General features: G+C 73.5%; 17 protein-coding genes. 6 read left to right on the forward strand and 11 right to left on the reverse strand.

Features of this window, described 5'->3' with window-relative positions; genetic code table 11:
- Positions 1-32: 32 nt before the first annotated feature.
- Entirely contained in the window at positions 33-356 is a 324-nt protein-coding gene (locus tag ACX9TP_RS01235) for a hypothetical protein (protein WP_482977854.1), read from the forward strand.
- An 85-nt stretch (positions 357-441) separates the two neighbouring features.
- Here the strand turns inward: ACX9TP_RS01235 and ACX9TP_RS01240 are convergent, their stop codons facing one another.
- From ACX9TP_RS01240 to ACX9TP_RS01250, 3 genes are all read right to left on the reverse strand, one after another.
- Complete coding sequence (locus ACX9TP_RS01240; protein ID WP_482977855.1) at positions 442-1,551, reverse strand: hypothetical protein; 1,110 nt, start codon at positions 1,549-1,551, stop codon at positions 442-444.
- A 17-nt stretch (positions 1,552-1,568) separates the two neighbouring features.
- Entirely contained in the window at positions 1,569-2,996 is a 1,428-nt protein-coding gene (locus tag ACX9TP_RS01245; RefSeq protein WP_482977856.1) for a vWA domain-containing protein, read from the reverse strand.
- A gap of 131 nt (positions 2,997-3,127) precedes the next feature.
- Entirely contained in the window at positions 3,128-5,980 is a 2,853-nt protein-coding gene (locus ACX9TP_RS01250; RefSeq protein ID WP_482977857.1) for a PAS domain S-box protein, read from the reverse strand.
- A gap of 223 nt (positions 5,981-6,203) precedes the next feature.
- Here ACX9TP_RS01250 and ACX9TP_RS01255 point away from each other — a divergent pair, with 223 nt between their 5' ends.
- Positions 6,204-7,940: a sensor histidine kinase gene (locus ACX9TP_RS01255; protein WP_482977858.1), complete on the forward strand. Its 1,737-nt coding sequence runs from the start codon at positions 6,204-6,206 to the stop codon at positions 7,938-7,940.
- Between the two features lie 57 nt (positions 7,941-7,997).
- Here ACX9TP_RS01255 and ACX9TP_RS01260 read toward each other — a convergent pair whose 3' ends face one another.
- The 6 genes from ACX9TP_RS01260 to ACX9TP_RS01285 all read right to left on the reverse strand — a co-directional run bounded on the left by ACX9TP_RS01260 (position 7,998) and on the right by ACX9TP_RS01285 (position 17,265).
- A complete protein-coding gene (locus ACX9TP_RS01260) occupies positions 7,998-10,550 on the reverse strand; it encodes a sensor histidine kinase (protein WP_482977859.1) in 2,553 nt (850 codons plus the stop codon).
- 100 nt (positions 10,551-10,650) lie between these two features.
- A complete protein-coding gene (locus tag ACX9TP_RS01265; protein ID WP_482977860.1) occupies positions 10,651-11,166 on the reverse strand; it encodes a GreA/GreB family elongation factor in 516 nt (171 codons plus the stop codon).
- 67 nt (positions 11,167-11,233) lie between these two features.
- Positions 11,234-12,019: a hypothetical protein gene (locus ACX9TP_RS01270; protein WP_482977861.1), complete on the reverse strand. Its 786-nt coding sequence runs from the start codon at positions 12,017-12,019 to the stop codon at positions 11,234-11,236.
- Positions 12,020-12,054: 35 nt separating this feature from the next.
- On the reverse strand, positions 12,055-12,393 hold the full coding sequence (locus ACX9TP_RS01275) for a hypothetical protein (protein ID WP_482977862.1): 339 nt from the start codon (positions 12,391-12,393) through the stop codon (positions 12,055-12,057).
- Positions 12,394-12,554: 161 nt separating this feature from the next.
- On the reverse strand, positions 12,555-14,288 hold the full coding sequence (locus tag ACX9TP_RS01280) for a sigma 54-interacting transcriptional regulator (RefSeq protein ID WP_482977863.1): 1,734 nt from the start codon (positions 14,286-14,288) through the stop codon (positions 12,555-12,557).
- A gap of 61 nt (positions 14,289-14,349) precedes the next feature.
- Positions 14,350-17,265, reverse strand: a complete 2,916-nt coding sequence (locus ACX9TP_RS01285) for a tetratricopeptide repeat protein (RefSeq protein WP_482977864.1) — start codon at positions 17,263-17,265, stop codon at positions 14,350-14,352.
- A 68-nt stretch (positions 17,266-17,333) separates the two neighbouring features.
- On the opposite strand from ACX9TP_RS01285, the gene ACX9TP_RS01290 reads away from it, so the two are divergent.
- Both ACX9TP_RS01290 and ACX9TP_RS01295 read left to right on the forward strand, forming a co-directional pair.
- The gene (locus tag ACX9TP_RS01290) at positions 17,334-17,615 is read left to right on the forward strand and encodes a rhodanese-like domain-containing protein (RefSeq protein WP_482977865.1); all 282 of its coding nucleotides are present in this window, start codon (positions 17,334-17,336) and stop codon (positions 17,613-17,615) included.
- A gap of 69 nt (positions 17,616-17,684) precedes the next feature.
- Complete coding sequence (locus ACX9TP_RS01295) at positions 17,685-18,593, forward strand: DMT family transporter (protein ID WP_482977866.1); 909 nt, start codon at positions 17,685-17,687, stop codon at positions 18,591-18,593.
- Between the two features lie 133 nt (positions 18,594-18,726).
- Here ACX9TP_RS01295 and ACX9TP_RS01300 read toward each other — a convergent pair whose 3' ends face one another.
- Entirely contained in the window at positions 18,727-19,668 is a 942-nt protein-coding gene (locus tag ACX9TP_RS01300; RefSeq protein WP_482977867.1) for an alpha/beta fold hydrolase, read from the reverse strand.
- Between the two features lie 458 nt (positions 19,669-20,126).
- Here ACX9TP_RS01300 and ACX9TP_RS01305 point away from each other — a divergent pair, with 458 nt between their 5' ends.
- The gene (locus ACX9TP_RS01305; protein WP_482977868.1) at positions 20,127-21,461 is read left to right on the forward strand and encodes a phytoene desaturase family protein; all 1,335 of its coding nucleotides are present in this window, start codon (positions 20,127-20,129) and stop codon (positions 21,459-21,461) included.
- Positions 21,462-21,464: 3 nt separating this feature from the next.
- A complete protein-coding gene (locus ACX9TP_RS01310; protein ID WP_482977869.1) occupies positions 21,465-22,451 on the forward strand; it encodes a sigma-70 family RNA polymerase sigma factor in 987 nt (328 codons plus the stop codon).
- 23 nt (positions 22,452-22,474) lie between these two features.
- Here ACX9TP_RS01310 and ACX9TP_RS01315 read toward each other — a convergent pair whose 3' ends face one another.
- On the reverse strand, positions 22,475-23,053 hold the full coding sequence (locus ACX9TP_RS01315) for a class I SAM-dependent methyltransferase (protein ID WP_482977870.1): 579 nt from the start codon (positions 23,051-23,053) through the stop codon (positions 22,475-22,477).
- Between the last annotated feature and the right edge of the window lie 87 nt (positions 23,054-23,140).

Consider the following 23,140-nt stretch of genomic DNA (forward strand, 5'->3'; position numbering starts at 1 on the left):
GGGAAGCGAAACGACCTTCCAGGGGGACTCCGATGGCGGAGAAGGAACAACAGCAGAGCAGTGGCACCAAGAGTCGCACGCGGCGCACGGCGCCCCGCGTGAGCCGGGCCGGGGGCAACGCGGCGGACCGGGGCAGCATCGCGCTGCGCCGCACGACGTCCGAGTACCGTGCCGCCGCCGAGGAGCAGGCCTCACGGGTGCGCGAGGAAATCGAGGCCGCGCTCGTCATCGCCCGCAGCACGCGTGAGGAAATCGAGCAGCGCATCGCCGACCAGCTCCACACGCCGCGCGTCGTCCACCACAAGACGCACGCCCCGCGCAAGCGGAGCAGCGGCCGCGCCGCGAAGAAGCACTGACCCGCGATGCAGCAATTCCCCGGGGCGTGAGGCACATGCCCCGGGATGCTGACACCGGGGCGATGGCCTCGAAGCAGCAGCGCTCTCAGGGCGCGACGCGCGTGCCCTGAGGGGCGGACACCGGCGCGGCGTCCTCGGCGGGCGGCGCGGCGGAGTCCTCGCCCAGGCTCTTGAGCCTGCGCGCCAGCTGGGCCGCCTGCGCGCCCTTGGCGCCCATCTCACTGCCCTGCACGCCGACGAAGGACACGCGGGCGCGCTCCAGCAGCGCCACCTGCGCGTGGAGCTGGGCCAGCAGCCGCTCGCGGCGGCGCGACAGCGCGTCCAGGTGGTTGAGCTCCTCGCCCAGCGACGATGCGGCCAGCTCCAGCTGGCGCCGGGCCACCGCGTCCTGCGTGGTGGCGGCGCGGTTGCGCAGCTCGCGCACCTGCGCGTCCACGTCGTTGGCCACCACCGAGCCCAGCTGCGCCTCCAGCCCCGCGTGCGCCTCCGCGAGGGAGAAGCTCTCCCCGGCCATCTTCTCCAGCACGCCCAGCAGCTCCTGGCGCCCGGGGCTGGCCGGCATGCCCCGCACCACGTCCTTGCACTGACGGTAGAGCCCCAGCGCGCGCACGGCCAGCCCACGGGCCTCGCCCTTGAGCGTGTCCTCCAGCAGCCGGCCTCGCGCCTCCACCGCGTCCAGCTCCATCACCACGTTGGCCGGCAGCGTGCCGATGCTCCAGAAGAGGGCCACGGTGAGGAAGCCCACCAGCACGGGGAGCAGCCCCGTGTGCCCCACGAAGCGCGCCTCCAGCACCTCGCGCACGTACAGCGACAGCGGGACGAGCACGCCCGCAGCGGCGGCGCTGGCGGCCACGGAGAAGGGCCGGCCCGACTCGCCCCGGCCGTTGCCCACCCACGCCACCAGCGCGGCGGCGATGGCCGCCGCCAGGCTCTGCGGGAGCGGATCATCCAGGTCGAGGAAGAAGGGCACGGCCGGCAGCAGCGCCAGGCCGACGCGCAGGCTGATGGCGTTGCGGGGCGTCGCCTTCGCGCCGGCGATGGCGGCGGCGGCCACCGCGAAGTAGCCCGGCTCCAGGGGGAAGTGCAGCCGCTGGGCGGCGGCCCCGAGGATGCCCATGCAGGCGGCGCCTCCCAGCGCGCGGAGGGTGCGCGACTCGAACTCCTCGCGGTGGAGGAACTGCATGGAGAGGGCCATCGGTGCACCGTTCCTGGCTAGTACGCGTTGTTCGTGCCGAAGTTCTTCATCGTCTTCTTGTAGAGGTTCCGCGACTCCCGGCGGACCCCTTCCTCGTCGGACGCGCTCCCATAGGCTGCCTCTGTCTGGTCGAGCTCCGCAAGCTCCCCCGCGAGCGCCGACGCGGACGTGCCGAAAAGCTTCCGGGCGTTGTCCAGCAGCCCACGTGCCGCCTGCCGGTTGCCGCGCTTCATCTCCTCCGCCGCGGCCACCATGTGCTGGGTGCCCAACGCCCGTGTCGCATGGATGCGCACGTCCCGGTCCAGGTTCGCCCGCACCACCGCCGCGTCGGCCGTCACCGCCGCGGACAGCTTCAGCCCCGTGTCCACCGCCGCGTCCCTGCCCACATCCACGTAGCGCACCTGGGCGTCCAGCACCTGGAGCACCCCGCCCGTCGCCCCCGTCGCGAGCGTCAGCTTCGCCACCACGCGCACGCTCTGGTCCCCCGCCAGGTCGTACAGCGGAACCTTCACGAGTTGTCCCTCGCGCGTGGCGGGCAGGCCCATGACCTCCACGGCCTGGACTTCCGCGGGCAGCCGCAGCTCCAGCTCCACGCGCCGGGCCACGGTGCTGGTGGCCTGGTCCAGCTCCCGGGAGAACACCTCGGCCAGCTTCGCCGAGTCGTCGATGAAGCCGGAGAAGCCGCCGCCCTGCTCGGCCATGCCGCGCATCAGCGCCTCGTTGAAGTCTCCGCCCACGCCCAGTGCGCTCACGGTGATGCCCTCGTCGCGCATGCCGCGCACCAGCGCGTACAGCTCCGGCTCCCGCACCATTCCCGTGGTGGGCTGGCCGTCGCTCAGGAGGATGGCGCGGCTGACGCGGAACTCGCGCAGGTACGGGCGCAGGGCGCGCGCCGCCTCGGTGAGGCCGCCGCTGGTGTTGGTGGAGCCCTCGTCCTGGAGGCGGGCGATGGCCAGGAGCAGCTCGGCGCGCACCTCCTCCGTCACCGGCCGGCTGGGCAGGGCCCTCACGTCGGTGCCGTAGTCGACGAAGGCGAGCCGGTCCTCGGCCGTCAGGCGGTTCACCAGCTCCGTGGCGGCGCGCTTCGCATCCGCCAGCTTCTGGCCGGACATGGAGCCGGAGCGGTCGATGACGAGGGCCAGGTTGACGGGGACGCGGCGGCCGGCCTCGGCCGGGTGGGCCTTCAGCTCCAGCCACGCGAAGACCTCGCTGGTGCCCGTCTGCACGTACGCGCCCGACAGCTTGCCGGACAGGGTGAGCGCGCCGCCCGGGGACGTGGAGGTGACGAGCGGCAGCGTCACCGTGGCGTCGGGCTCGTCCGGCCTCGCCACCGTGTGGCTGGTGTCGGTGACGGGCGGAGGCGGGGGAGGTAGGGGTTTGCCCACCATCAGCGCGCCGAGGGCGAGCAGTCCGGCGACGGACACCAGCAGCAGGGTGCGGTTCATTCAGGGCCTCAGGGGGTGGGGAAGGCGTGTGAGGCCACGTTCGCCTGCCTGCCACCCCCGGCGCATCGGTCAGCGGGAGGAGGGTCCTCCCGATGACCGATGGAGGCCCGAGGCCTGTTTGCGCCGCCCGCTCAGGCTCCGGCCGGCTGGCGCAGCCGCACCAGCTCGTCCACCACGTTGCGCACGCGGCCCTCGTCGAAGGGCTTCTCCAGCAGGAGGTTGGGGATGCTGGCGAGGAACTCGCGCGCGCCGGTGGTGAAGGCGCCGCCCGACACGAAGATGAAGCGGCCCTCCATCCCCGCGTGCTCGCGCCGCACCGCCTCGTACACGTCGCGGCCGGTGAGGTCCGGCATCATGACGTCGCACAGGACGGCGTCCGGCTCCAGGCCGCGCTCGAGCAGCTCCAGCGCCTGGCGCCCGCTGTTGGCCACCTCCACCTGGTGCTCGCGGAGGATGCGCTGCAGCACCCGTCCCACCGCCGGCTCGTCGTCCACCACCAGCACCCGGCCGCGCGGCGCGCCCCGGTGCGGCTTCGGCTCCGCCGCCACCAGCACCGGGCGCGGCTTCGGCTCCGAGGTGGGCAGCAGCACGCGGAAGACGGTGCCCCGGCCCGGCTCGCTCTCCACGGTGATGTCGCCGCCCAGCCCGCTGATGATGCTGTGGCAGATGGACAGCCCCAGCCCCGTGCCCACGCCCACCGGCTTGGTGGTGAAGAACGGGTCGAAGATGCGGTCGATGACCTCGCGGGGAATGCCCACGCCGGTGTCCTGCACCTCCACCACCACGCGCCCGTGCCCGTCGCGCCGGGTGACCAGGCGGATTTCATGCCGGTGCGCCGCGCCCTCGGGGATGGCCTGCGCCGCATTCACCACGAGGTTGAGGAACACCTGGCTCAGCTTCCCCTCGTTCGCCATGACGGGGGGGATGTCGCCGTAGTCCCGCCGCAGCTGCGCGCGGTGGCGGATTTCGTTCGCCGCCATCATCGCCACCGACTCCAGCACCGAGTGCATGTCCAGCGGCGACACGCGCTCCTCGTCCGGCCGGGAGAACGTCTTGAGCTGGCGGACAATCTGCCGCACGCGCTCGGCGCCCTCGCACGCCTCGTTGAGGACCTCGTGCCACTCGGCCAGGTCGGGCTCCCCCTTCAGCCGCGCCTGGAGCGCCGTCGCGCCGTCACCGGGGGGCAGGTGGTGGCGGAACTCGTCCGCCATGAAGCCCAGGTTGGAGAGCACGAAGGCCAGCGGGTTGTTGATTTCGTGGGCGATGCCCGCCGCGAGCGTGCCCACCGACGCCAGCCGGTCCGCCAGCGTCAGCCGCGCCTGCAGCTGCCGCTGCTCCGTCACGTCGCGGGCGATGGACACCACCGCCGGCTGCCCGTCGAAGCTCAGGGGCAGCGACACCACCTCCGCCACGCGCGTGCGCCCGTCGCGCCGCACCAGCCGCCGCTCTCCCGTGAGCGCCCCGGCCCGCACCGCCTCCGGCCCGCGCATGTCCTTCACGAAGTCGCCGAAGCGCTGGCCGGTGAGCTGCTCCGCGCGCTCGAAGCCCAGCGTGGAGACGAGCGCCGCGTTGGCGTAGACAATCAGCCCGTCGCGCTCAATCGCCGCCGCGTCCGGCACGCCCTCCAGCAGCGCGCGGAAGCTGGCCTCGGACAGCCGGAGCGCCTCTTCCGCCTCGCGGCGCTCGGTGATGTCGCGCGCCAGGCCCTCCACCGCCACCACGCGCCCGGAGGCGTCCGTCACCGGGGCCACCACGTGCTCCAGCCACAGCGTGCGCCCGTCCGGGTGGAGGAAGCGCACCACCACCGGCGCGCCCTGGAAGGGCTGCGGCGCCTCCAGCAGCTGCTCCAGCAGCGCCCGGTCCTCGGGGTGCACGCGCTGGTACCAGAGGTCCGGCTCGCCGTAGTGCTCCACGGGGCCATAGCCCAGCTTGGCGTGGGCCACGCGGCTCACGTAGGCGAAGCCGCGCGGCGGCTCGCGCCGGTAGAGGTACAGCACGTCCGACGCGTTCTCCGCGAGCTGCCGGAAGCGCCGCTCGCGCTCGCGCAGCGCCCGCTCCGACTCGCGCCGCTCCAGCGTCACGGAGATGGCGCCCGCCGCCGCCGACAGCAGGTCCACCTCCAGCCGGTCCCACGCCCGCGCCTCGGCGACGTTGTCGAAGCCGATGAAGCCCACCAGCATGCCCTGCACGCGCATGGGCAGCGCCAGCAGGGACAGGACACCCTGCGGGTCCAGCAGTGCCCGCTCCGTTTCCGGGAAGTCCGCCACCAGCCCCGAGATGACGTCCCCGCGCGACAGCGCCTCCACCCAGCGCGGGAGCAGGGACATGGGCAGGCCCTGGAGGTCCGGGTTGTCGATTTCCGGCTTCACCCCCGGCGCGCACCACTCCGCGCGCTGGCTGCACAACAGCGCCCCGTCGTCCGCCCGGTGCATCTCGAACACGTACACGCGGCTGGCGCCCGAGGACTGGCCCAGCGGCGCCAGCGCGGGCCCGTAGAGGTCACCGCCCTCGGGCGTCGCGAGCAGCCGCTGCTGCATCTCCACCAGCGCGGTGAGGTAGCGCTCGCGCCTCGCCAGCGCATCGTCCGCGGCCTTGCGCTCGGTGATGTCGTTGAGCGTCCCCGACATGCCTAGCAGGGTGCCGTCCTCCGCCAGCATCGGCCGGCAGAACACCTCCACCCAGACGGAGCCGCCCAGGCGGGTGAGGTAGCGCACCTCCGTACGGGCGAACTCCAGCTCCCGCTCCACGAGCGCGACGAACAACTCCTGCGCGCGCAGCCGGTCCTCCGGGTGGAGGAACTCCGCGTAGGGCTTGCCCAGGGACTCGTCCACCGTGAAGCCCGTCACCTCCGTCCACGCTCGGTTGAGGAACGTCCAGACACCCTGGGTGTCCGTCTGGAAGACCACCTCCTTGAGGTTGTCGAGGACCAGGCGATAGCGGCGCTCGCTAGCGGTCCAGTCAGGCCTGGAGTGCGGCGTCTGCATGATGAGGCTCGAGGAAGAGAACGCCCGCCCGGGCGGGGGCGTCCGGGCGCTTCACAATTTCATAACCATTCTGGATTTTCTGTCCGGGCAAGCAAGAGGGCCGGGATGACCCCGGGATTTCGGCGGCGCCTCTTCCGCTGTTGTGCGAGACACGGGGAACTCTGCCCGGCTTCCTTCCGGATGGGCAGGGGTGCCACCATGGCTGAGTGCCGGGAAGTCCCTCATGTCTTCTGGAAGCGCCTGGCCTTCGATGATTCAACAGGACCCCGAGGAGGGCGCAGCGGCCCTCCTGAACGATGCGGTACTTCGGCTGCTCCTGGAGCAGGCAGGAGACGCGCTCGTCCTGGTGGACGTGAAAGGCCGTGTCCTCGCCTTCAATAGTGAGGCGGGTCGCCAGTTTCGGATCCCCCGGCCCGAGCGAATCGAGCACGGCTGGCTCCCCGGGTGCGTCTGGGTGCGTGCGGAGGATACGTCGCGTCCGCTGGAGGCGTCGCCGCTGGCGCGAGCGCTGGCGGGCGAGTGGGTGAAGGAGGGGCGCTGGGGCCTGCGCCGGCCGGACGGGACGGTGGTGCTGCTGCGGGGCTCCGTGGTTCCACTCGGGGTGCGAGACGGGCAGGCGGCCGGAGCGCTGCTGCGCACGCGCGAGGAGGTGCGGCTGGGGATGGACGCGGCGAGCGCCGCGCGGCTGCTGGCGGAGGCCGGCGCGCTGCTGGGCGCGGCGCTGGACGCCGAGGGACGCGTGGAGCCCCTGCTGCGCCTGCTCGTTCCAGCGCTGGCGGATGCGGGAGTGCTCTACCTGGGCCCGCCCGGCGAGCCGCTGCGCGCGGTGGCCGCGGTGCACGCGGAGCCGGAGCGGCACGTGCTGCTGCTGGAGTTGCTGCGCGAGCACCCGTCCGACTCGCTGGTGCCGGGGAGCCTGCTGTCGCTGCTCGACACCGGCCAGACGGAGCGGCGGTTGCTGGTGGAGCCGCAAGGCGCCGGGGCCGACGCGGCGCTGGACGCGGCACTGCCGTGGCAGGCGCTGGAGCTGCGCTGCTACCTGGGCGTGCCGCTGGTGGCGCGCGGGCGCATCATCGGCGCGCTCGCCCTCTTCCGGGGGGACACGGCGCACGACTTCACCGACGAGGAGGAGCGGCTGGCGGAGGAGCTGGCCCGCCGCACGGCGCTCTCCGTGGACAGCGCGCGGCTGTTGCGCGAGGCGCGCGAGGCGGTGCGCCTGCGCGACGAGTTCCTGGGCATCGCCAGCCACGAGCTGAAGACGCCGCTGACGCCGCTGCATCTCAAGGTGCAGCTGCTGCACAAGCAGGTGGAGCTGCTCGCGGCCCGGGGCGAGCCGGTGTCCGCCGAGCGCGTGTCGGAGACGCTGGAGGTGGTGCAGCGCCAGGTGCGCAAGCTGACCAGCCTCGTGGACAACCTGCTGGACGTGTCGCGCATCACCGCGGGCCGACTGAAGCTGGAGCTGGAGGAGATGGACCTGGCGAGCGTGGCGGCGGAAATCCTCTACCGCTTCGCCCCGTCCGCCGCGCAGCTCAACTGCACGCTGGAGCTGCACGCGCCCATGGCGGTGGTGGGCCGGTGGGACCGGCAGCGGCTGGAGCAGGTGGTGACGAACCTCCTGTCCAACGCGCTGAAGTACGGCGCCGGCAAGCCGGTGTGTGTGCGTGTGGAGGCGGACGGGCGGCTGGCGCGGCTCACCGTGCAGGACTGCGGCATCGGTATCTCCGCCGCGGATCTGCCGCGCATCTTCGAGCGCTTCGAGCGCGCGGTGAGCGACAGGCACTACGGCGGCCTGGGCCTGGGGCTCTACATCACCCGGCAGATTGTGGAGGCCTTCGGTGGCACGGTGACGGCCACCAGCGAGCTGGGCCACGGCTCCACCTTCGTGCTGGAGCTGCCGCGCGGCGACATCCCCGCGGAGTGGCTGACCGTGCCGGGTACGTCGGAGCCGCCGGCCGCGTAGCGCTTCCGGGCCCGGCGCTTCTTCGCAGTGCTTCCGAGCCCGGCGCTTCCCAGCGCCTCAGGCCGCGTGCACGGACGAGGGCTTCGTCGGTACCTGGGCGATGGGCTCGGACGTGGAAGCGTAGCGGGGCAGCCGCACGTGGAAGCTGCTGCCGCGCTGCACGCCCGCGCTCTCCGCCCAGATGGTGCCGCCGTGCCGCTCCACGATTTCGCGGCAGATGAAGAGCCCCAGCCCCAACCCGCCGTAGTGGCGCGCCTGCGCGTTGGACGCGCGGGCGAAGGGACGGAACAGGCTGGGCAGGCTCTCCGGAGGAATGCCGATGCCCTCGTCCTTCACCTGCACCACGATGTGGTGGGCCTCCTCCTCCAGCGACATGCGCACCGTGCCCCCCTGCGGCGAGTAGCGCACGGCGTTGCTCACCAGGTTGGTGAGCACCTGGTCCAGCCGGGGCGCGTCCCAGTCGCCCTCCACGGTGTGGCCGGGAGTGCGCAGCTCGAAGGCGAGGCCGCTCTCCGCGCGCACCTCGAAGCGCTCCAGCACCTCCTGCAGCAGCGGCACCAGGTCCACACGCTGCCGCTCCAGCTCGAAGCGGCCACCCTGAATCCGGGCGGTGTCGAGCAGGTCATCCACCAGCCGCGCCAGCCGCTCCGTCTGCCGGGCCATGGAGCGCAGCGCCTTGAGCAGCCGCTCGCGCTCCGGGAAGTCGCTGTTCTTCTCCAGCCACTGGAGCGTGAGCGCGGCGAAGCCCTTGAGGGGCGTGAGCGGCGTGCGCAGCTCGTGGCTGGCCACGCTGATGAACTCCTCGCGCGCGCGCACCGCCTCCTTCAGCTCCGCCTGCGCGGCGCCGGTGCGGGCCGCCATCTCGTTGAAGCTGCGCGCCAGCTCCCCCAGCTCGTCGTCCTCCCCATCGTCCTCCACGCGCCGCTCCAAATCCCCCGCGGCCAGCGCGGCGGTGGCCTCGCGCAGCTCGTCCAGGCGGCGGATGACGTCGCGGGCCACGAGCTGCGACAGGCCCAGCGCCAGCAGCACGCCCAGCAGGACGAGCCCCACCACCGCGGCGCTCATGCGCGTAATCGCCGCGTAGGCCACCACCAGCTCCTGCGTCACCAGCACGCTCCACTGGGTGTCCTCCACCGGCGCCTCGGCGGCGAGGATGCGGCGGTCCGCCACGTCGAAGGCCTCCATGACGCCGCTGCCGGGGCGCAGCAGCTCGTCGTGAATCACCTCCGGCTGGCGGGCCTCGCCCAGCAGCGGAGCCCCGGGCGCCGTGTCGCGCAGCACCTTGAGGCCGCGTCTGTCCAGCACCTGCACGCGGAAGCGCCGCGACGCGGGCGTGGTGGCGTCACTCAGCCGCTCCAGCGAGAGCAGGCCCACCAGCATGCCGCGCAGCTCGCCGTCGTGCTCGAAGGGGCGCGCCACCGCCACCAGCGGCCGGTCCGGCGGGCGGATGAAGGCCTGGGACACCTCGGCGCCGCCGTGGGCGAGCGCGTCGGAGAGGAAGGTGTGCGTGGGCAGGTGCCAGTCCTCCACGCCCGGCGAGGTGGCCAGCACGCGGCCGGAGGCATCCACCGCGAGCGCCGCGTCGAAGGCGCGCGCCTGGGCGGCGAGGTTGCGCAGGTACGGCTCCAGCGCGGCGCGCTCGCCGGTGACGAAGGCGGCGCGGAAGCCCGGCGACTCCAGCATCAGGTCCAACGACTCGCGCGAGTCGTCGAGGTAGCGGCGCAGGAAGTCCGCCTCCCCCGCGGCGGCGCGCTGCGTGTCGTCGCGCACCTGCTGCTCAATCGCGCGCTGCGCGAGGAAGGCCGCGAGCCCGCCCAGGGCCAGCAGCGGCACCAGCCCCGCGAAGGCCAGCCCGCGCAGGAGCTTCCACCCCACCGTGCGGGGTGCGCGCGGACGCCACTCCAGCGACTGCGCCACGCACGCCAGGGTGAGCACCGCGTACACGCTGGCGCCGAGCCACGACGCCCCCCGGCCCAGCGCGTACGCCAGCAGCGCGAAGGGCACGGCCAGCACGCCCATGAGGAGGTTGGGCAGCCGCGCGTGCAGCCGGCCCGCGGGCAGGAGCAGCCCCACGCCCGTGAGGGTGAAGAGGGCGCCCACCAGCGGCCGCAGCGGCGCCAGGTGCGCATAGACGGACAGCGGGAAGCGCTCGGGCGCGGCGAGCATGGCCACGCCGAAGGCGGTGCCGGTGAGCGACAGGAAGGCTCGCAGCACGGGCCGCCGGCGCATGGAGGGCCACCCCTCCAGCATCATTCCGCCGAAGAGCAGCGGGTAGATGACGATGCCGGTGAGGCTGCCGGGCAGGACATTCAGCACCCACCAGTACAGCGCCATGGCCGCGCCCAGCGTCAGCCGCGCGCCCCGGTCGAACCAGCGGGGCGCGTGCGGGTACAGCAGCGCCCCCATGAGGGAGATGCTGCCGGCCAGGTACGCGAGGCCGAGCACGCGCACGTACGGATAGAGTGGCCGGAACGAGGCCATCCGGAACTCGTACGGCACGTACGTCATCAGCACGCCGAACAGCAGGCCCACCAGGGCCGCGGGCCAGGTCAGCGGCAGGGTCGGAGGCGGGGCCGGCGCCTCGGCTTGCGGAGAAAGGGAAGAAAACATCTTCCCGGATTCACGCGCGAGCAGGCCTGGCGGTTCTACTGCCCCCGGGGCTTACGTCCGAGGCAGGACATCGTGTGCGCCTGGGGCGCTACACCCGGCCTCACGCCACCTCGAGCACCGTCCATTCCCGTACCTCGCCCGCCAGCGTCACCTCCACCACGTCCCCGGCCTTGCGGCCCATGAGGGCGCGGCCCACGGGGGACGCGGGGGTGATGACGGAGAGGAAGCCGTCACCGCCGGGGCCCGTCAGCTCGGTGCCGGCGCCCACGGGCAGCACGAAGAAGGTGCGCTCGGCGAAGCCGTCCTCGTCCTCGGTGCTCATGTCGACAATGGCGCCCAGCGCCACGGGCCCCTGGCGCGGGAAGCGCGGCAGCTCCCCCTGGCCGAAGGTGGACAGCGCCTTGAGCTCTTCCTGGACGCGGCGGGCGCGAGCGGCCTGTCCGGTGGCGAGGCTGCCGAACTCGATGGCGGCGCGGCCGTCCTCCCTCTTCTCCGACTCCGTGGCCAGGCTGCGGGCCGCCTCGCGGGCTTCGGCCTCGGCGCGGTGGGCGAGGCGGTCGGACTGCTGGAGGCGGTCGGCCAGCTGGGTGAGGAGTGCATGCTTGTCGAGTCGCATGGTCGATACATGACTGTAGCGCCGGCCCGCGACAGCTCCAGTTTTCGGCCGGCGCCACGGGGGCGGCTCACTCCTCGCGGCCGGAGGGCTCCCTGCGCTCCACGCTGCTGCCATTCTCGTAGCGCGTGGCGGCCATGGGGAAGCCGTCGTCCTCCCAGAGCCGCGTCCAGCCCTGGAGCACACCGGAGGTGTACTCGGCCTGGCGGACGATGGTGCCATTGGGCGCGTAGCCCGTGTGCAGGCCGCTCTCGCGGTGCTGCTTCGGCTTCGCGTCGTCGTACCGCCCCTCGGAGTCGCGCCCGCCGGTGTGGTGGTAGGAGATGGCCCAGCGCAGCAGCCCCTTCTCGTAGTAGCGCTGCGCCTTCAGCCGGCCCGTGGACTTGTAGAACCACAGCGCCAGTCCATGCGGCACGGGGACCTGGGCCGGGATGCGGCACTCCAGCGAGTGCGCGTCCGCGTAGACGCGCGCGCCGGCCGGGCACTTCAGTGCGTCCTCCTTCGCCTGGGCGCGGGTGAGGGTGTCGGGAAGCCATGTGGGGAGCTTCGTGACGGCCGCGGGCGTGAAGAACGCCTTGCGCGCCTCGGGGACGGCGGGCCGGCGGGCCTTGTTGCTCGCGCTCGCCTCGTCGACCAGGCGCTGCATCTTCTTCGCGTTCTCCAGCGAGGTGACCTGCCGCGCGAGCGCCTTCCGCTGGTCCGGCGAAGCGCCGGCCTGGCTCGCCTCGAGCTCGGCGATGGCGGCGTCCAGTTCCTGCTGGCGCGTGGGGCTGCTGGCCGGCTGCGCGAGCGCGGCGGGGCCGCAGGTGAGGAGGGCGAGGGCGGTCAGCAGTCCGCGATGGGCGTTGGAGTTCATGTCGGGTCCTGGTGCGAGGTGGAGGGTGGGGAGTTTCAGCGCCGCGTGGGGTCCGTCGACGTCTGCGCCGTCGTCAGGACGCCCCGGGCCTTGGTGGTCTCGCCCGCGGAGCTGCCCGGCTGCGAGGGGCCCTTCACGGGCGTCCGGGCACTGACGGCGGGGTCCTCGGTGCGGCCCTGCGGCGGCGGCGGCTTCGGCGGCTCGGGCAGCGGCTTGCGCGCGGTGGACGGCGACGTGCGCACGGGCGCCTCGAAGCAGTCGAGCGCCGCGCGCCGTGGCGGCGGAGGCAGCGCCACCGGGCCCGGCTGCGGGCGGGGCGGGGTGGCGGGGATGGCGGGGCTGGTGGGAAACGGCTTCGGTCCGATGCTCGTCATGGGTTCCTCCGGGTGTCGCGGTGTTGGAGGAGCCTCTTTTCAAGGGCCGTGCCGCACCCCGCGCTCCAGGCGCTCCGAGGGGATGGGCGCGTGGCCCCGTGGGAAGCGCGAGGGGAAGGTGCCTTGAAGGGAAGTGACGGGTTCCCTTGAAGGGAAGTCGCTCAGCGAGGAGGGGCGCCGCGCCGGGGGCGGGGGATGCCATGCGCGTCCATCCACACGCCCAGCGTCTTGCGGGACACGCCCAGCTCGCGCGCCGCCTCCGTCTGGTTGCCGCCGTGGCGCTCCAGGGCGTCCAGGATGCGCTGCCGCTCTCCGCCGCCCGGGGCGACGGGCACGGGCGCGGAGGCGACTGGCAGCCGCGGCGCGAGGAGCTTCTCCAGCGGCAGGTGCTCGGGCCGCAGCACGTCCACGGCGCCGAGCACCACCGCGCGCTCCATGACGTTGCGCAGCTCGCGCAGGTTGCCCGGCCAGTGGTAGCGCAGCATCGCGTCGCGCGCCTCGGGCGACAGCGACGGCACCGTCGCGCGGCCCATGGCGTGAGCGGCCCGCTGCAGGAAGACGTGCGCGAGGACGAACAGCTCCGCGCTGCGCTCGCGCAGCGGGGGAATGGTGAGGCTGAGGCCGTCCAGGCGGAAGCAGAGGTCCTGCCGGAAGGTGCCGCGCGCCACCTCCGCCGTGAGGTCCTTGTGCGTGGCCGCCACGAAGCGCACGTCGAGCGGACGGGGGCGCAGCTCGCCCAGGCGCAGCACCTCGCGCTGCTCCAGCACGCGCAGCAGCTTGGCCTGGACGCCCGCGGGCAGCTCGGCCACCTCGTCGAGGAAGAGCGTGCCGCCGTTGGCCGACTCCAGCAGGCCGGGCTTGGCCTTCACCGCGCCGGTGAAGGCGCCCTTGTCGTGGCCGAACAGCTCGCTCTCCAGCAGGGACTCGGAGAAGGCCGCGCAGTTGAGCCGCACGAAGGGGCCGCGCGCCCGGGGCGAGTGGCGATGGACGGCCTCGGCGAAGACCTCCTTGCCCACGCCCGTCTCGCCCAGCAGCAGCACGGTGAAGGGGCTGGCGGCCACCTGGCGCACCAGCGCGTGGAGCCGCTGCATCGCCGGGTCCACCACGACGAGCTCTCCCTCCTTCGTCTCCGTCACGTCTCCCCGGACGCCCTCGCCCGCGCGGGCCATCAGCGCCTCGGGGGTGCGGCCCTCCTGGGGAAAGCGCGCGCGGCCCATGGCGAAGGGCAGCCCGTTCCGGCTTAGCTCGTCGGCCAGGTCGGCCTCCACCTCATCCCCGCGCCCGGGCACGTCCTCCCAGACGAGCGCATGCCATTCCTGGGGCGCGTACCCGGCCAGGACGTCCAGTGGGTCCAGCGCGGTGGCCACGGCCTCGCGCACGCGCGTGGCATGAGGCGCGTGGATGCAGCGCACGCGCACCAGCCGGAAGGTGGGGCCCCCGGCCTCCGCGCGCAGGCAGGCCTCCTCCAGCCGGGCCTCCAGCGCGGCGTGACTCCACAGCGAGCGGGGCCGCGCGGGAGTGGAGGGAGACACGGGGTGCGTGGGCTGGAGCAGCAGCGTCAGCTCGCCCAGCTCCAGCACGCCGCCCGGCGCGAGCTCGCACACCTCCTCCGGGGCCAGCCGGCGTCCCGCCACGCGGGTGCCGTTGGAGCTGCCCAGGTCCTTCACCGTCGGGCGCGGGCCGAGCGTCAGCTCCGCGTGTCGTCGGGACAGGGCCGCCGAGTCGATGCGCACGTCCGCCTCGGCGCCGCGGCCGATGATGACCGTGCCCGTCTCCGGCAGGGGGAATGTCAGCGCCAGCGAGGGGCTGAAGACGAGCAGCCGGAGCGGGCCTCCTCGCGGGCCCTGCTCTCCGCCCTCGCGCGCGAGGGGAACCGTGTCCTGTTCCGAGCTCACCGGCTCCCGGTTGTATCAGACGGGCTCCGCGCGGCGCAGGCCTCCGGCCGGCCCCCCTGTCTCAAGGCGCCTGCTCCCCCAGCGCATGCGTCGCCAACCACTCCCGCACCGCTTCGAGCGCGCGGGCGTTGGCCTGCGCATGGGCCGCGTAGGTGTCCCGAGCGTCCTCGACCAGCTCGCGAGCCCGGCGCGGCTCCTGCTTCGTCTCCCACAGCGCCCGTCCCAGTGCGAAGCGCGTGCGCGCCACATCCTCGGCGCGGGTGCGGGCCGTCCTCAATGGCAGGGCGCGCTCCAGCAGCTCCACGGCGCGCTGGGGCCGCCCCAATTCCAGGTGGGCCTCACCGAGGCTGGTGAGGAAGTGGAGGAGCGTCTCGTTCTCACGCCCCTCCTTCGCCTCGAAGCGCTTGAGCGCGCGCTCCAGCAGCGGCAGGGCCTCGCGAGCACGCCCCAGGGCCAGCCAGAGGTCCGCGACGGTGCGCTGCACCTTGGCGGCCTCGGGGTGCTCCGCGCCCAGCTTCTTCTCGTAGAGCGTCCGTGAGCGCTCGGCGGAGTCCAGGGCGTCCTGGAAGTTGCCTCGCCACGTCTCGAGGATGCCCAGGTTGTGCAGCGCCGCCGCGACCTGGAGGCTCTCCGGCCCATAGGCCGGCTCCAGGAGGGAGAGCGCCTGGCGCTGCGCCTCGACGGCCTCGGCCAGCCGGTTCTGGAAGGAGAGGACGTTGCCCAGCATGACGTACCCCGCGCCGAGCTCCGGGTGGTTCGCCCCCTGTACCGTCGTGCGCAGGGCCAGCGCCCGCCGCACGGACTGCTCGGCCTCGGAGAAGCGGCCCAGGCCCATCAGCGCATTGGCCCGGAACGTCAGCACCTGAATCACCGGCAGCTGGGTGGGCAGCCGCTCGAAGAGGGCCAGCGCCCGGTCCAGCGCGTCGAGCGACTCGGCGTGCTGCTCGCGGTCCTCCGCGTTCATCCCCGCCACGAAGTGGTAGCGCGCCTCCAGCCGCTCGGGGTGCCCCAGCCGCTCCAGCACCACCCGCGCCTGCCGGAGCCGCAGCGCCGCGGGCTCATGGCGGCGCAGCAGGCCGCTCTCCACCTGGGCCAGGTCAATCCACGCGCGCGCGAGCATCGGCGCGTCGCCCGCGGCGCTCGCGGCGTTGGCGGCCTCCGTCAGCCGCTCGGCCGCCACGTCGTAGCGTCCGGCGCGCCAGTGCACGCGCCCCTCCACGGTGAGGGCCTCGGCCTCCACGTCCAGCGCGGAGAGGGCGCGCGCTTCACTCCGCGCCTTCTCCAGCGCCGCGAAGGCGGGCTTCAGCCGCGCCGCATCCATGAGGGTGCGCGCCTCGTCGATGTGCCCGCGCGCCACGTCCAGCCGGGCCCGCACGGCGGGGTCGGCGGGAGGGCGCGGCGCCGCGCGCAGGGCCGCGAGGTCGGCGCAGTCCTCCAAATCCGGCAGGGCGTCCACGGTGCGCACCGCGTTCTCCGTCACCCGTGCATCCGCGGAGAGCAGCACGCTCGCCAGCGCATCCACCGCCCGCCGTCGGCGCGCGAGGCAGGCCATGCGCAAGTCCAGCATCTCCTCGCCCTGCTCCCCGCGCAGGCGCGTGGCCTCGCAGGCGTCCGTGTGCTGTGCCACCCAGCGTCCGCCGTAGTCCTCCACGCGGCGGCGGACCTCGGCGGCGGTGGCCTCCGAGTAGGGAAGGCCGGTGCGCCGCAGCGCCTCGCCCACCGCCGCCGAGCGCGACGCGCTCCACGTTCCGGCCCACTGCTCCGCGGCGCCCTGGCACGGCACGGGGGCGGAGGTACTCCACACGACGAGCCCCGTCGCCGAGGCCAGCGTCAGCGCTCCGGCCACCAGCGCCAGCCGGCGCCGCCGTGAGCCCGACGCCTCCCGCGAGAGGGCGCTGAGCAGCGCCTCCATGGAGGGGAAGCGCCCGTCGGAGCGCGCGGCCATGCCGCGCAGGAGGACGGGCGCGAGCTTGCGGGGAAGGCCGGGCCTGGACGGAGGTGGAAGCGGCGCGCCACCCCGGGGAACGCCCTGGAGGGGATGGCGGCCGTAGAGCGCCTCGTACAGCGCGACGCTGAAGGCGTACTGGTCGGCGCGGGCGTCCACCGTCCCGCCCTCCCGCTGCTCCGGAGCCATGTACGCGGGCGTGCCGAGCACCCGGCCCGCCTGCGTCACCACCGCCAGGGGCGCGGGCTCCTCCGCGAGGACGGACGGAGCGGAAGCGGCCACGCCGCGCGCCAGCCCGAAGTCGGCCACCTTCACGCGCCCGTCGCGCGCCACCAGGACGTTCTGCGGCTTGAAGTCGCGATGCACGAGCCCGGCCCTGTGCGCGGCGGCCAGTCCCCGGCCGGCGTCCAGGAAGCGCTCCAGCACCTGCCGCCAGGGACGCGGCCGGGCCTCCAGCCACTCCCGCAGCGTCTCGCCTTCGACGTACTCCATGGCGAGGAAGACCTGGTCGCCATGCGTCCCCACGTCATGGACCGTCACGACGTGGGCGTCCGCCAGCCGGGCCAGCGCCTGGGCCTCACGGAGCATGCGCGCGCGGTTCTCCTCGGCCCCTGGCCCCGAGAGCAGCTCCGGGCGCAGCAGCTTCAGCGCCACGCGCCGGTCGAGCTCGGGGTCATACGCCTTGAAGACCTCTCCCATCCCTCCGGCCCCCAGCCGCGCCAGCAGCAGGTAGCGCCCGAGCTGGCCAGGGGCCGCGGAGCCCTCCAGCGCGGGCAGCGCCAGTGCCGCGCGAGGCGGCTCGGACGGCGGCGCGGGAGGAAGCAGGGGCACGTCGCCGGGTGCCAGCTCCACGGTGGGCGCGTCGAAGCGCCGGCAGGACGCGCACGTCTCCAGGTGCAGCCGCACGCGCTTGGCTTCGTCCGCGGGCAGCGCCCCGCGTTGAAATGCCTGGAGGGTGGGCTTGTCGGGGCACGTCACGGAGGTGGAGGGCAGGATGGGGCACCCCTGGGCGCGGGAGCAAGAGCCCGCCATCCCTTCGGGACTCAACACCCCCCGAAGAAGCGCTCTCCGGCCCGCGTGGCCGGGCCTACAATGAAGCCATGACGCCACAGGAGCTCTCCCAGAAGGCCCGGCAGCTCGTCGCGGAAGGCGCGGTGCTGCTGGATGTGCGCACTCCGCAGGAATTCCAGCAGGGGCACCCCGAAGCCGCGCGCAACATCCCGGTGCAGGAGCTGCCCCGGCGGCTCTCGGAGGTGGGCCCGCCCGGCACCCCCGTGGTGGTCTACTGCGCCGCGGGCGGCCGCAGCGCGCAGGCCGTGCAGTTGCTGCGCGCCGGAGGCTACACGGACGTCTTCGACCTCAAGTCCGTCAACTACTGGTAGGCGCGAGGTGGAAGGCGCGGGACGCGTGACACCGGCGCCTGCTTGGAGCAGGGTGCGCGCGCTCCCGCCATGAACCGCACCGCTGGCTTCTTCATCGTGGCCCTGTCCGGGGCGTGCTTCGGCGCGCTCGGCCTCTTCGGGCGCCTCGCCTATGCGGCGGGCGCGGACGCTCCGTCGCTGCTCTTCCTGCGCTTCGCCCTTGCCGGAGCGGTGCTGGTCAGCGTCATGGTGGTGCGCCGTCAGCCCCTGCCGGAGCGCAAGGTGCTGCTGGCCCTGATGCTGCTGGGCGCGGTGGGCTACGTGTCGGAGGCGGGGGCCTACTTCATCGCCCTCCAGCACGCCCCCGCGGGCCTGGTGGCGCTGCTGCTCTACTCCTTCCCCGCGCTGGTGGCGCTGCTCCAGCGCGTCGTCTTCGGCGAGCGGCTGGGCCGGGTGAAGTGGCTGGCCGTGGCGCTGGCCCTGGGCGGCACGGCGCTGACGGCGGACGTGGAGCAGGGCGGCGCGAAGCCGCTGGGCATCATGCTGGGGCTCCTGTCCGCGTTCCTCTACGCCGGCTACGTCGTCATCAGTGCACGTGTCGCGGGCCGGGCGGGCCCGCTGGCCTCCAGCACCGTCATCCTCTGCTCCGCGGGCGGCGCGCTGGGGCTCGTGGTGCTGGCACGGGGCCCGGCCTTCCCCACCACCCCCACGGGCTGGGCCGCCGTGGTGGCGCTGGCGCTGGTGTCCACCGTGGCCGCGGTGCTCCTCTTCTTCGTGGGCATGGCGCGCATCGGCCCCGTGAATACGTCCCTGGTGTCCACCATGGAGCCGCTGACGGCGGTGGTGTTGGGCGCGCTGTTCCTCGACGAGCGGCTCAGTGCCCGACAGGGGGTGGGCGGACTGCTCATCCTCACCGCCGCGGTGATGCTGGCCCGGTCCGATGCGCCAGACCCCTCGCGAAAGCCACCGACGAGCACGGGAACACCGGCGCCCGGATAGCCGCACCCCGTGGAAGCCGGCCTTCGGCGCACGGCTCACCGGACGCCGGCCTCCGGCGCACGGCTCACCTGAAGCCGGGCCCAGAGCGCGCCGACGGTAAGCCGCCGCGTCCCGGACCCGTGTGGGCTTCGCGCTACTTCGTCACTGACTTCAGGAAGCGCTGCACGTCGTGCACGAACCGGTGCGGCAGCTCCGCGTGGGGCGCGTGGCCGGTGTCCGGGTAGAGGACGTAGGTGGCATTGGGAAGGGCGTCCACCAGCGCCTGCTGTTGCTCGACGGGGAAGAAGCCGTCCAGGTCTCCGCCCACCACGAGCACGGGCACGCGAATCCGATGCAGGCGCGCCGAGTGGTCCTCCTCGATGAGTCCGTTCAGCGTGGCCTGCCACACGCTCGCGGGGACCTTGAGGCTCTCCGACACGAGCGTGTCGATGTACGACCGGGGCACGGGACGCGCGAAGGTGCTCGTCTGGAACTCGCGGACGAAGTCCGGGTCCACCGTGCCCACCTGCGTGTCGACGAATTCCTTCAGGCCCAGCGCCACCTCGTTGCCCGCGACGGTGGGCGCCGAGCCGACCAGCACCAGCGCCTCCACGCGGCTGGGGTAGTCGAGCGCCACCTGCTGCGCGATGAAGCTGCCCATGGAGTGGCCGACGAGGATGGCCTTGCGCTCGCCCATGGCATTCAGGAAGGCCACGACGTCCGCGGCGAAGTCCTGCTGCGTGTAACAGCAGGCCGGGCGGGACGAGTCACCATGGCCACGCTGGTCCAGCGCATAGACGTGAAAGTTGCGCGGGAAGATGGGCAGGTTCAGGTCCCAGGTGTGGTGCGAGTCCGTGTAGCCGTGGAGGAAGACGACCACGGGCCCGTTCTGCGAACCCTGCTCCACGTAGCGCAGCGTCACCCCGGTGCTCAGCCGGATGGAGCGCTCGCGAGGGGCGGCCGACAACTCCTGCGTGTCCGGCTGTGACTGGACCTCCTGCGCCTGGGCGGCCGTGGTGGAGGCCTCGGACTCGGGCGCGGGACCACAGGCGGCGAAGAGGGGAAGCGCGAGCAGGGCGACGAGGAGTCTTCTCATTCGGGGATGCCTCTGACATGCGCGGCGGGAGATTCCGCCGCTGTATGAATCATCATACGACTACCTCTGACATTGCCTGACTCAAAGCGACTCTCAGGGTTGTCATGAATTCGCATCGTCAATGCGAGACCCGCGTGGCGCGTGTGAGGCGTGATTGACCCGCGCTATTTGTGGAAGGTTCTTGCGAGACTGATGCGGTGTGACACGCGTGTCCCGGAGAAGGGGCCCGGCCGGGGCGGGTGGCTCGTGGAAGGAACGTTCCTTCCACCATGGCCGGCGCGGCGGGCGGCGGGTGCTGCTCCGTGGAAGGAACGTTCCTTCCACCGTGGCCGGCCTCGCGGGAGGCCCCTGGCCCCCCTTCCCGGGACGCTTGCGGGGGGGCTGTAACCTTTCGCGCCCCTCCGTCGTGGAGCCGTTGGATGCCCGGAATTTCCCGGGTGTACAGACGGAGGACGGACATGCGGGCAAACCGGGTGGCGGTGGTCGGCGGCGGGCTGGGCGGACTCACGGCGGCGGCGCTGCTGGCGCGCGGTGGCTGCGAGGTGACGCTGTACGAGCGCGCGAAGCACTTCGGAGGCCGGGCACAGACGGCGGAGGTGGAGGGCTTCCGCTTCAACCTGGGCCCTCACGCGCTGTACCGGGGCGGGGCGGCGATGCGGGTGCTCGGGAGCCTGGGCGTGAAGCCCCGGGGAGGCATCCCGGGCGCGGGCGGGTACGCGTTGCGAGCGGGCCGGCTGCACACGCTGCCGCGCGGAGCCGTGTCGCTGATGACGACGGACGTGCTCACCCTGGCCGGAAAGCTCGAGCTGGCGCGGCTGCTCGCGGGGCTGCCCCGCATCGACGCGAGCGCCCTGGCGCGCCTGTCGATGCGCGAGTGGCTGGACATGCGCCTGTCGCGTGAGGACTCCCGGGCACTCGTCGGCGCGCTGACGCGGGTGTCGTCCTATTGCGCGGACCTCGACACGCTGAGCGCGGAGGTGGCGGTGTCGCAGCTCCAGCTCGCGCTCGCGGCCAACGTCCTCTATGTGGACGGCGGCTGGAGCACGCTGGTGGACGCGCTGGAGGCCCGGGCGCGCGAGGCGGGAGTGCGGCTGGAGACCTCCGCGAGAGTGGAGTCCGTGGTCCAGGCACGCGAAGCCGGCGCGAGGACGGCCCCCGGCCATGCACCGCAAGCCCGCGTGTCCGGCCTCCGGCTCGCGGACGGGACGGTGCACGAGGTGGACGCGGTGGTGCTGGCGGGCAGTCCGGGGGATGTGGCGGCGCTGGTGCCGGGGGACGCGGTGCTCGCGCGGGAGGCGGCGGACGCGGTGCCGGTGAAGGCGGCCACGCTGGAGCTCGGACTGTCCGGCCTGCCGAGGCCGGAGGCGCTGTTCGCGCTGGGAGTCGACGGTCCGTGGTACGCGTCGGTGCACTCGGCGTCCGCGCGGCTGGCGCCGGAGGGAGGCGCGATGGTGCACGTGATGAAGTACCTGGGCGGCGCGGACTCCGAGGCGCGCGAGTCCGAATTGGAGGCGGTGATGGATGCGCTCCAGCCCGGCTGGCGCGAGCACGTGGTGGCGCGGCGCTTCCGTCCCAACCTGACGGTGAGCCACCTGCTGCCGGGCGCGAAGGCCGGCGGCCTCTCTGGACGTCCCACGGCCCGGGTGCCGCACGTGAGCGGCCTGTTCCGGGTGGGAGACTGGGTGGGCCCGGAGGGCATGCTCGCGGACGCGGCCTTCGCGAGCGCCGAGTCCGTGGCGCGAGCGCTCGTCCAGGAACGGCACCTGGAGCCGCGGCGCGCGGTGGGGGCCTGAAGCATGGAGGGGCGGGGACACGACGCGGTGGCGGACGCGGCGCGCGAGCACGAGCGCTTCCTCTGGGGCCTGTGCTACCGGATGACGGGCGTGGCGGCGGACGCGGACGACCTGGTGCAGGAGACGTACGCGAGGGCCCTGGCCTCACCGCCCGAGCACCAGGAGTCGCTGCGCCCCTGGCTGACGCGGGTGGCGGTGAACCTCGCGAGGGACCACCTGCGCCGCCGACGTCGCGAGAGCTACGTGGGCCCGTGGCTGCCGTCGCCGCTCGACACGGGAGACGCCACCGCCCCGGAAGCCCCTCCCGGGCTCGACGTGCCCCCAGGAGTGGAGGCGCGGCTGCCGGGAGGCGGCTCGACGGAGGGGCGCTATGAGCTGCTGGAGAGCGTCTCCTACGCCTTCCTCCTGGCGCTGGAGGCACTGGCCCCGAAGCAGCGCGCCGTGCTGCTGCTGCGCGACGTGTTCGACTACTCGGTGCGCGAGGTGGCCGAGGCGCTGAACATGAGCGAGGTCAACGTGAAGGTGGTGCACCACCGCGCCCGTGCCGCGATGGAGGCGTATGACCGCGCCCGCTGCATCCCCACCCGGGCGCTGCAGGAGCGTACGCGCGCCGCGCTGGAGGGCTTCATGGGCGCGCTGCTGTCAGGAGACGTGGCGACCGCGGAGGCGCTCCTGTCCTCCGACGTGCGCGCGCTGACGGACGGTGGCGGCCAGGTGCGGGCGGCCCATGTGCCCGTGGTGGGCGCGAAGCGGGTGCTCACGTTCCTCCAGAGACTGATGGAGCTGCGAGGCCCGCCTGTCGCGTTCGAGGTCCAGATGCTCAACGGCCTGCCGGCGGTGGTGAGCGCGTTCGCGGACGCGGCGGACCCGATGTACGCCCCACACGCGATGGTGCGGGTGGAGGTGGATGCGGACGGGCGCATCACCCAGCTTCACTCGGTGCTCACGGACCGGAAGCTCGCCGGCCTGCGCCTGCCGCCGCGCGGCTGAGCGGGGACTCGCGGCCGCTGTGCTCAGCCGTTCGGCCTGCGGGCGATGATGAGCTCGCTCATGCCGCGGAGGCGCTGGACGCGGCGGACCACGTCGAAGCCAGCCTGCCGCACGAACAGGTACGTGTCCCGATTGAGCCGGCACCCACCGGTCAGCTTCCGCCACGCCGGGGTGAGCAGGTCCTGCGCCGTGGCCAGCCCGGAGGTCGGCGCCCGCACGTGCTCCAGCATGCGCAGCTCCCCTCCGGGGCGCAGCACGCGGAAGATTTCCGCCAGCCCGCGTCCGGGCGTCTCCACGCTGCAGAAGACGAGGCTGGACACCACCGTGTCGAAGGACGCGTCCGCGAAGGGCAGCTCCTCCACGCTGGCCTGGAGCACCTGGAGGTCGGGGCGGCGCCTGCGCGCCCGCTCGAGCGCCTCGGCATCCACGTCGATGGCGGTGACGGACGTCACGGTGTCCGGGTAGCCCGGGAGCGCCAGGCCGGTGCCGGTGCCCACCTCCAGCACGCGGCCGGACAGCCCGGCCACCAGCTTGCGCCGGGCGGCCGTCAGTCCCATCCACCCCAGGGGTGCCATCACCGCGTCGTAGGCGAGTGCCTTCATACCGGAGCCTCCCTGCTTCCTCACCGCGCCAGGGGCGTCGGGCCAGAAGCGCACCGGGCCGTCAGCCTCGATGATGTGCTCGACCCG

Source organism: Pyxidicoccus sp. M15, from assembly GCF_056858435.1.

Coding starts and splice junctions, on each gene's coding strand:
- ACX9TP_RS01250 (WP_482977857.1), bottom strand. CDS start 5,980: ATGCAGACGCCGCACTCCAGGCCTGACTGGACCGCTAGCGAGCGCCGC.
- ACX9TP_RS01305 (WP_482977868.1), top strand. CDS start 20,127: ATGCGGGCAAACCGGGTGGCGGTGGTCGGCGGCGGGCTGGGCGGACTC.
- ACX9TP_RS01245 (WP_482977856.1), bottom strand. CDS start 2,996: ATGAACCGCACCCTGCTGCTGGTGTCCGTCGCCGGACTGCTCGCCCTC.
- ACX9TP_RS01310 (WP_482977869.1), top strand. CDS start 21,465: ATGGAGGGGCGGGGACACGACGCGGTGGCGGACGCGGCGCGCGAGCAC.
- ACX9TP_RS01270 (WP_482977861.1), bottom strand. CDS start 12,019: ATGAACTCCAACGCCCATCGCGGACTGCTGACCGCCCTCGCCCTCCTC.
- ACX9TP_RS01275 (WP_482977862.1), bottom strand. CDS start 12,393: ATGACGAGCATCGGACCGAAGCCGTTTCCCACCAGCCCCGCCATCCCC.
- ACX9TP_RS01260 (WP_482977859.1), bottom strand. CDS start 10,550: ATGTTTTCTTCCCTTTCTCCGCAAGCCGAGGCGCCGGCCCCGCCTCCG.
- ACX9TP_RS01295 (WP_482977866.1), top strand. CDS start 17,685: ATGAACCGCACCGCTGGCTTCTTCATCGTGGCCCTGTCCGGGGCGTGC.
- ACX9TP_RS01240 (WP_482977855.1), bottom strand. CDS start 1,551: ATGGCCCTCTCCATGCAGTTCCTCCACCGCGAGGAGTTCGAGTCGCGC.
- ACX9TP_RS01290 (WP_482977865.1), top strand. CDS start 17,334: ATGACGCCACAGGAGCTCTCCCAGAAGGCCCGGCAGCTCGTCGCGGAA.
- ACX9TP_RS01285 (WP_482977864.1), bottom strand. CDS start 17,265: ATGGCGGGCTCTTGCTCCCGCGCCCAGGGGTGCCCCATCCTGCCCTCC.
- ACX9TP_RS01255 (WP_482977858.1), top strand. CDS start 6,204: ATGTCTTCTGGAAGCGCCTGGCCTTCGATGATTCAACAGGACCCCGAG.
- ACX9TP_RS01265 (WP_482977860.1), bottom strand. CDS start 11,166: ATGCGACTCGACAAGCATGCACTCCTCACCCAGCTGGCCGACCGCCTC.
- ACX9TP_RS01315 (WP_482977870.1), bottom strand. CDS start 23,053: ATGAAGGCACTCGCCTACGACGCGGTGATGGCACCCCTGGGGTGGATG.
- ACX9TP_RS01300 (WP_482977867.1), bottom strand. CDS start 19,668: ATGAGAAGACTCCTCGTCGCCCTGCTCGCGCTTCCCCTCTTCGCCGCC.
- ACX9TP_RS01235 (WP_482977854.1), top strand. CDS start 33: ATGGCGGAGAAGGAACAACAGCAGAGCAGTGGCACCAAGAGTCGCACG.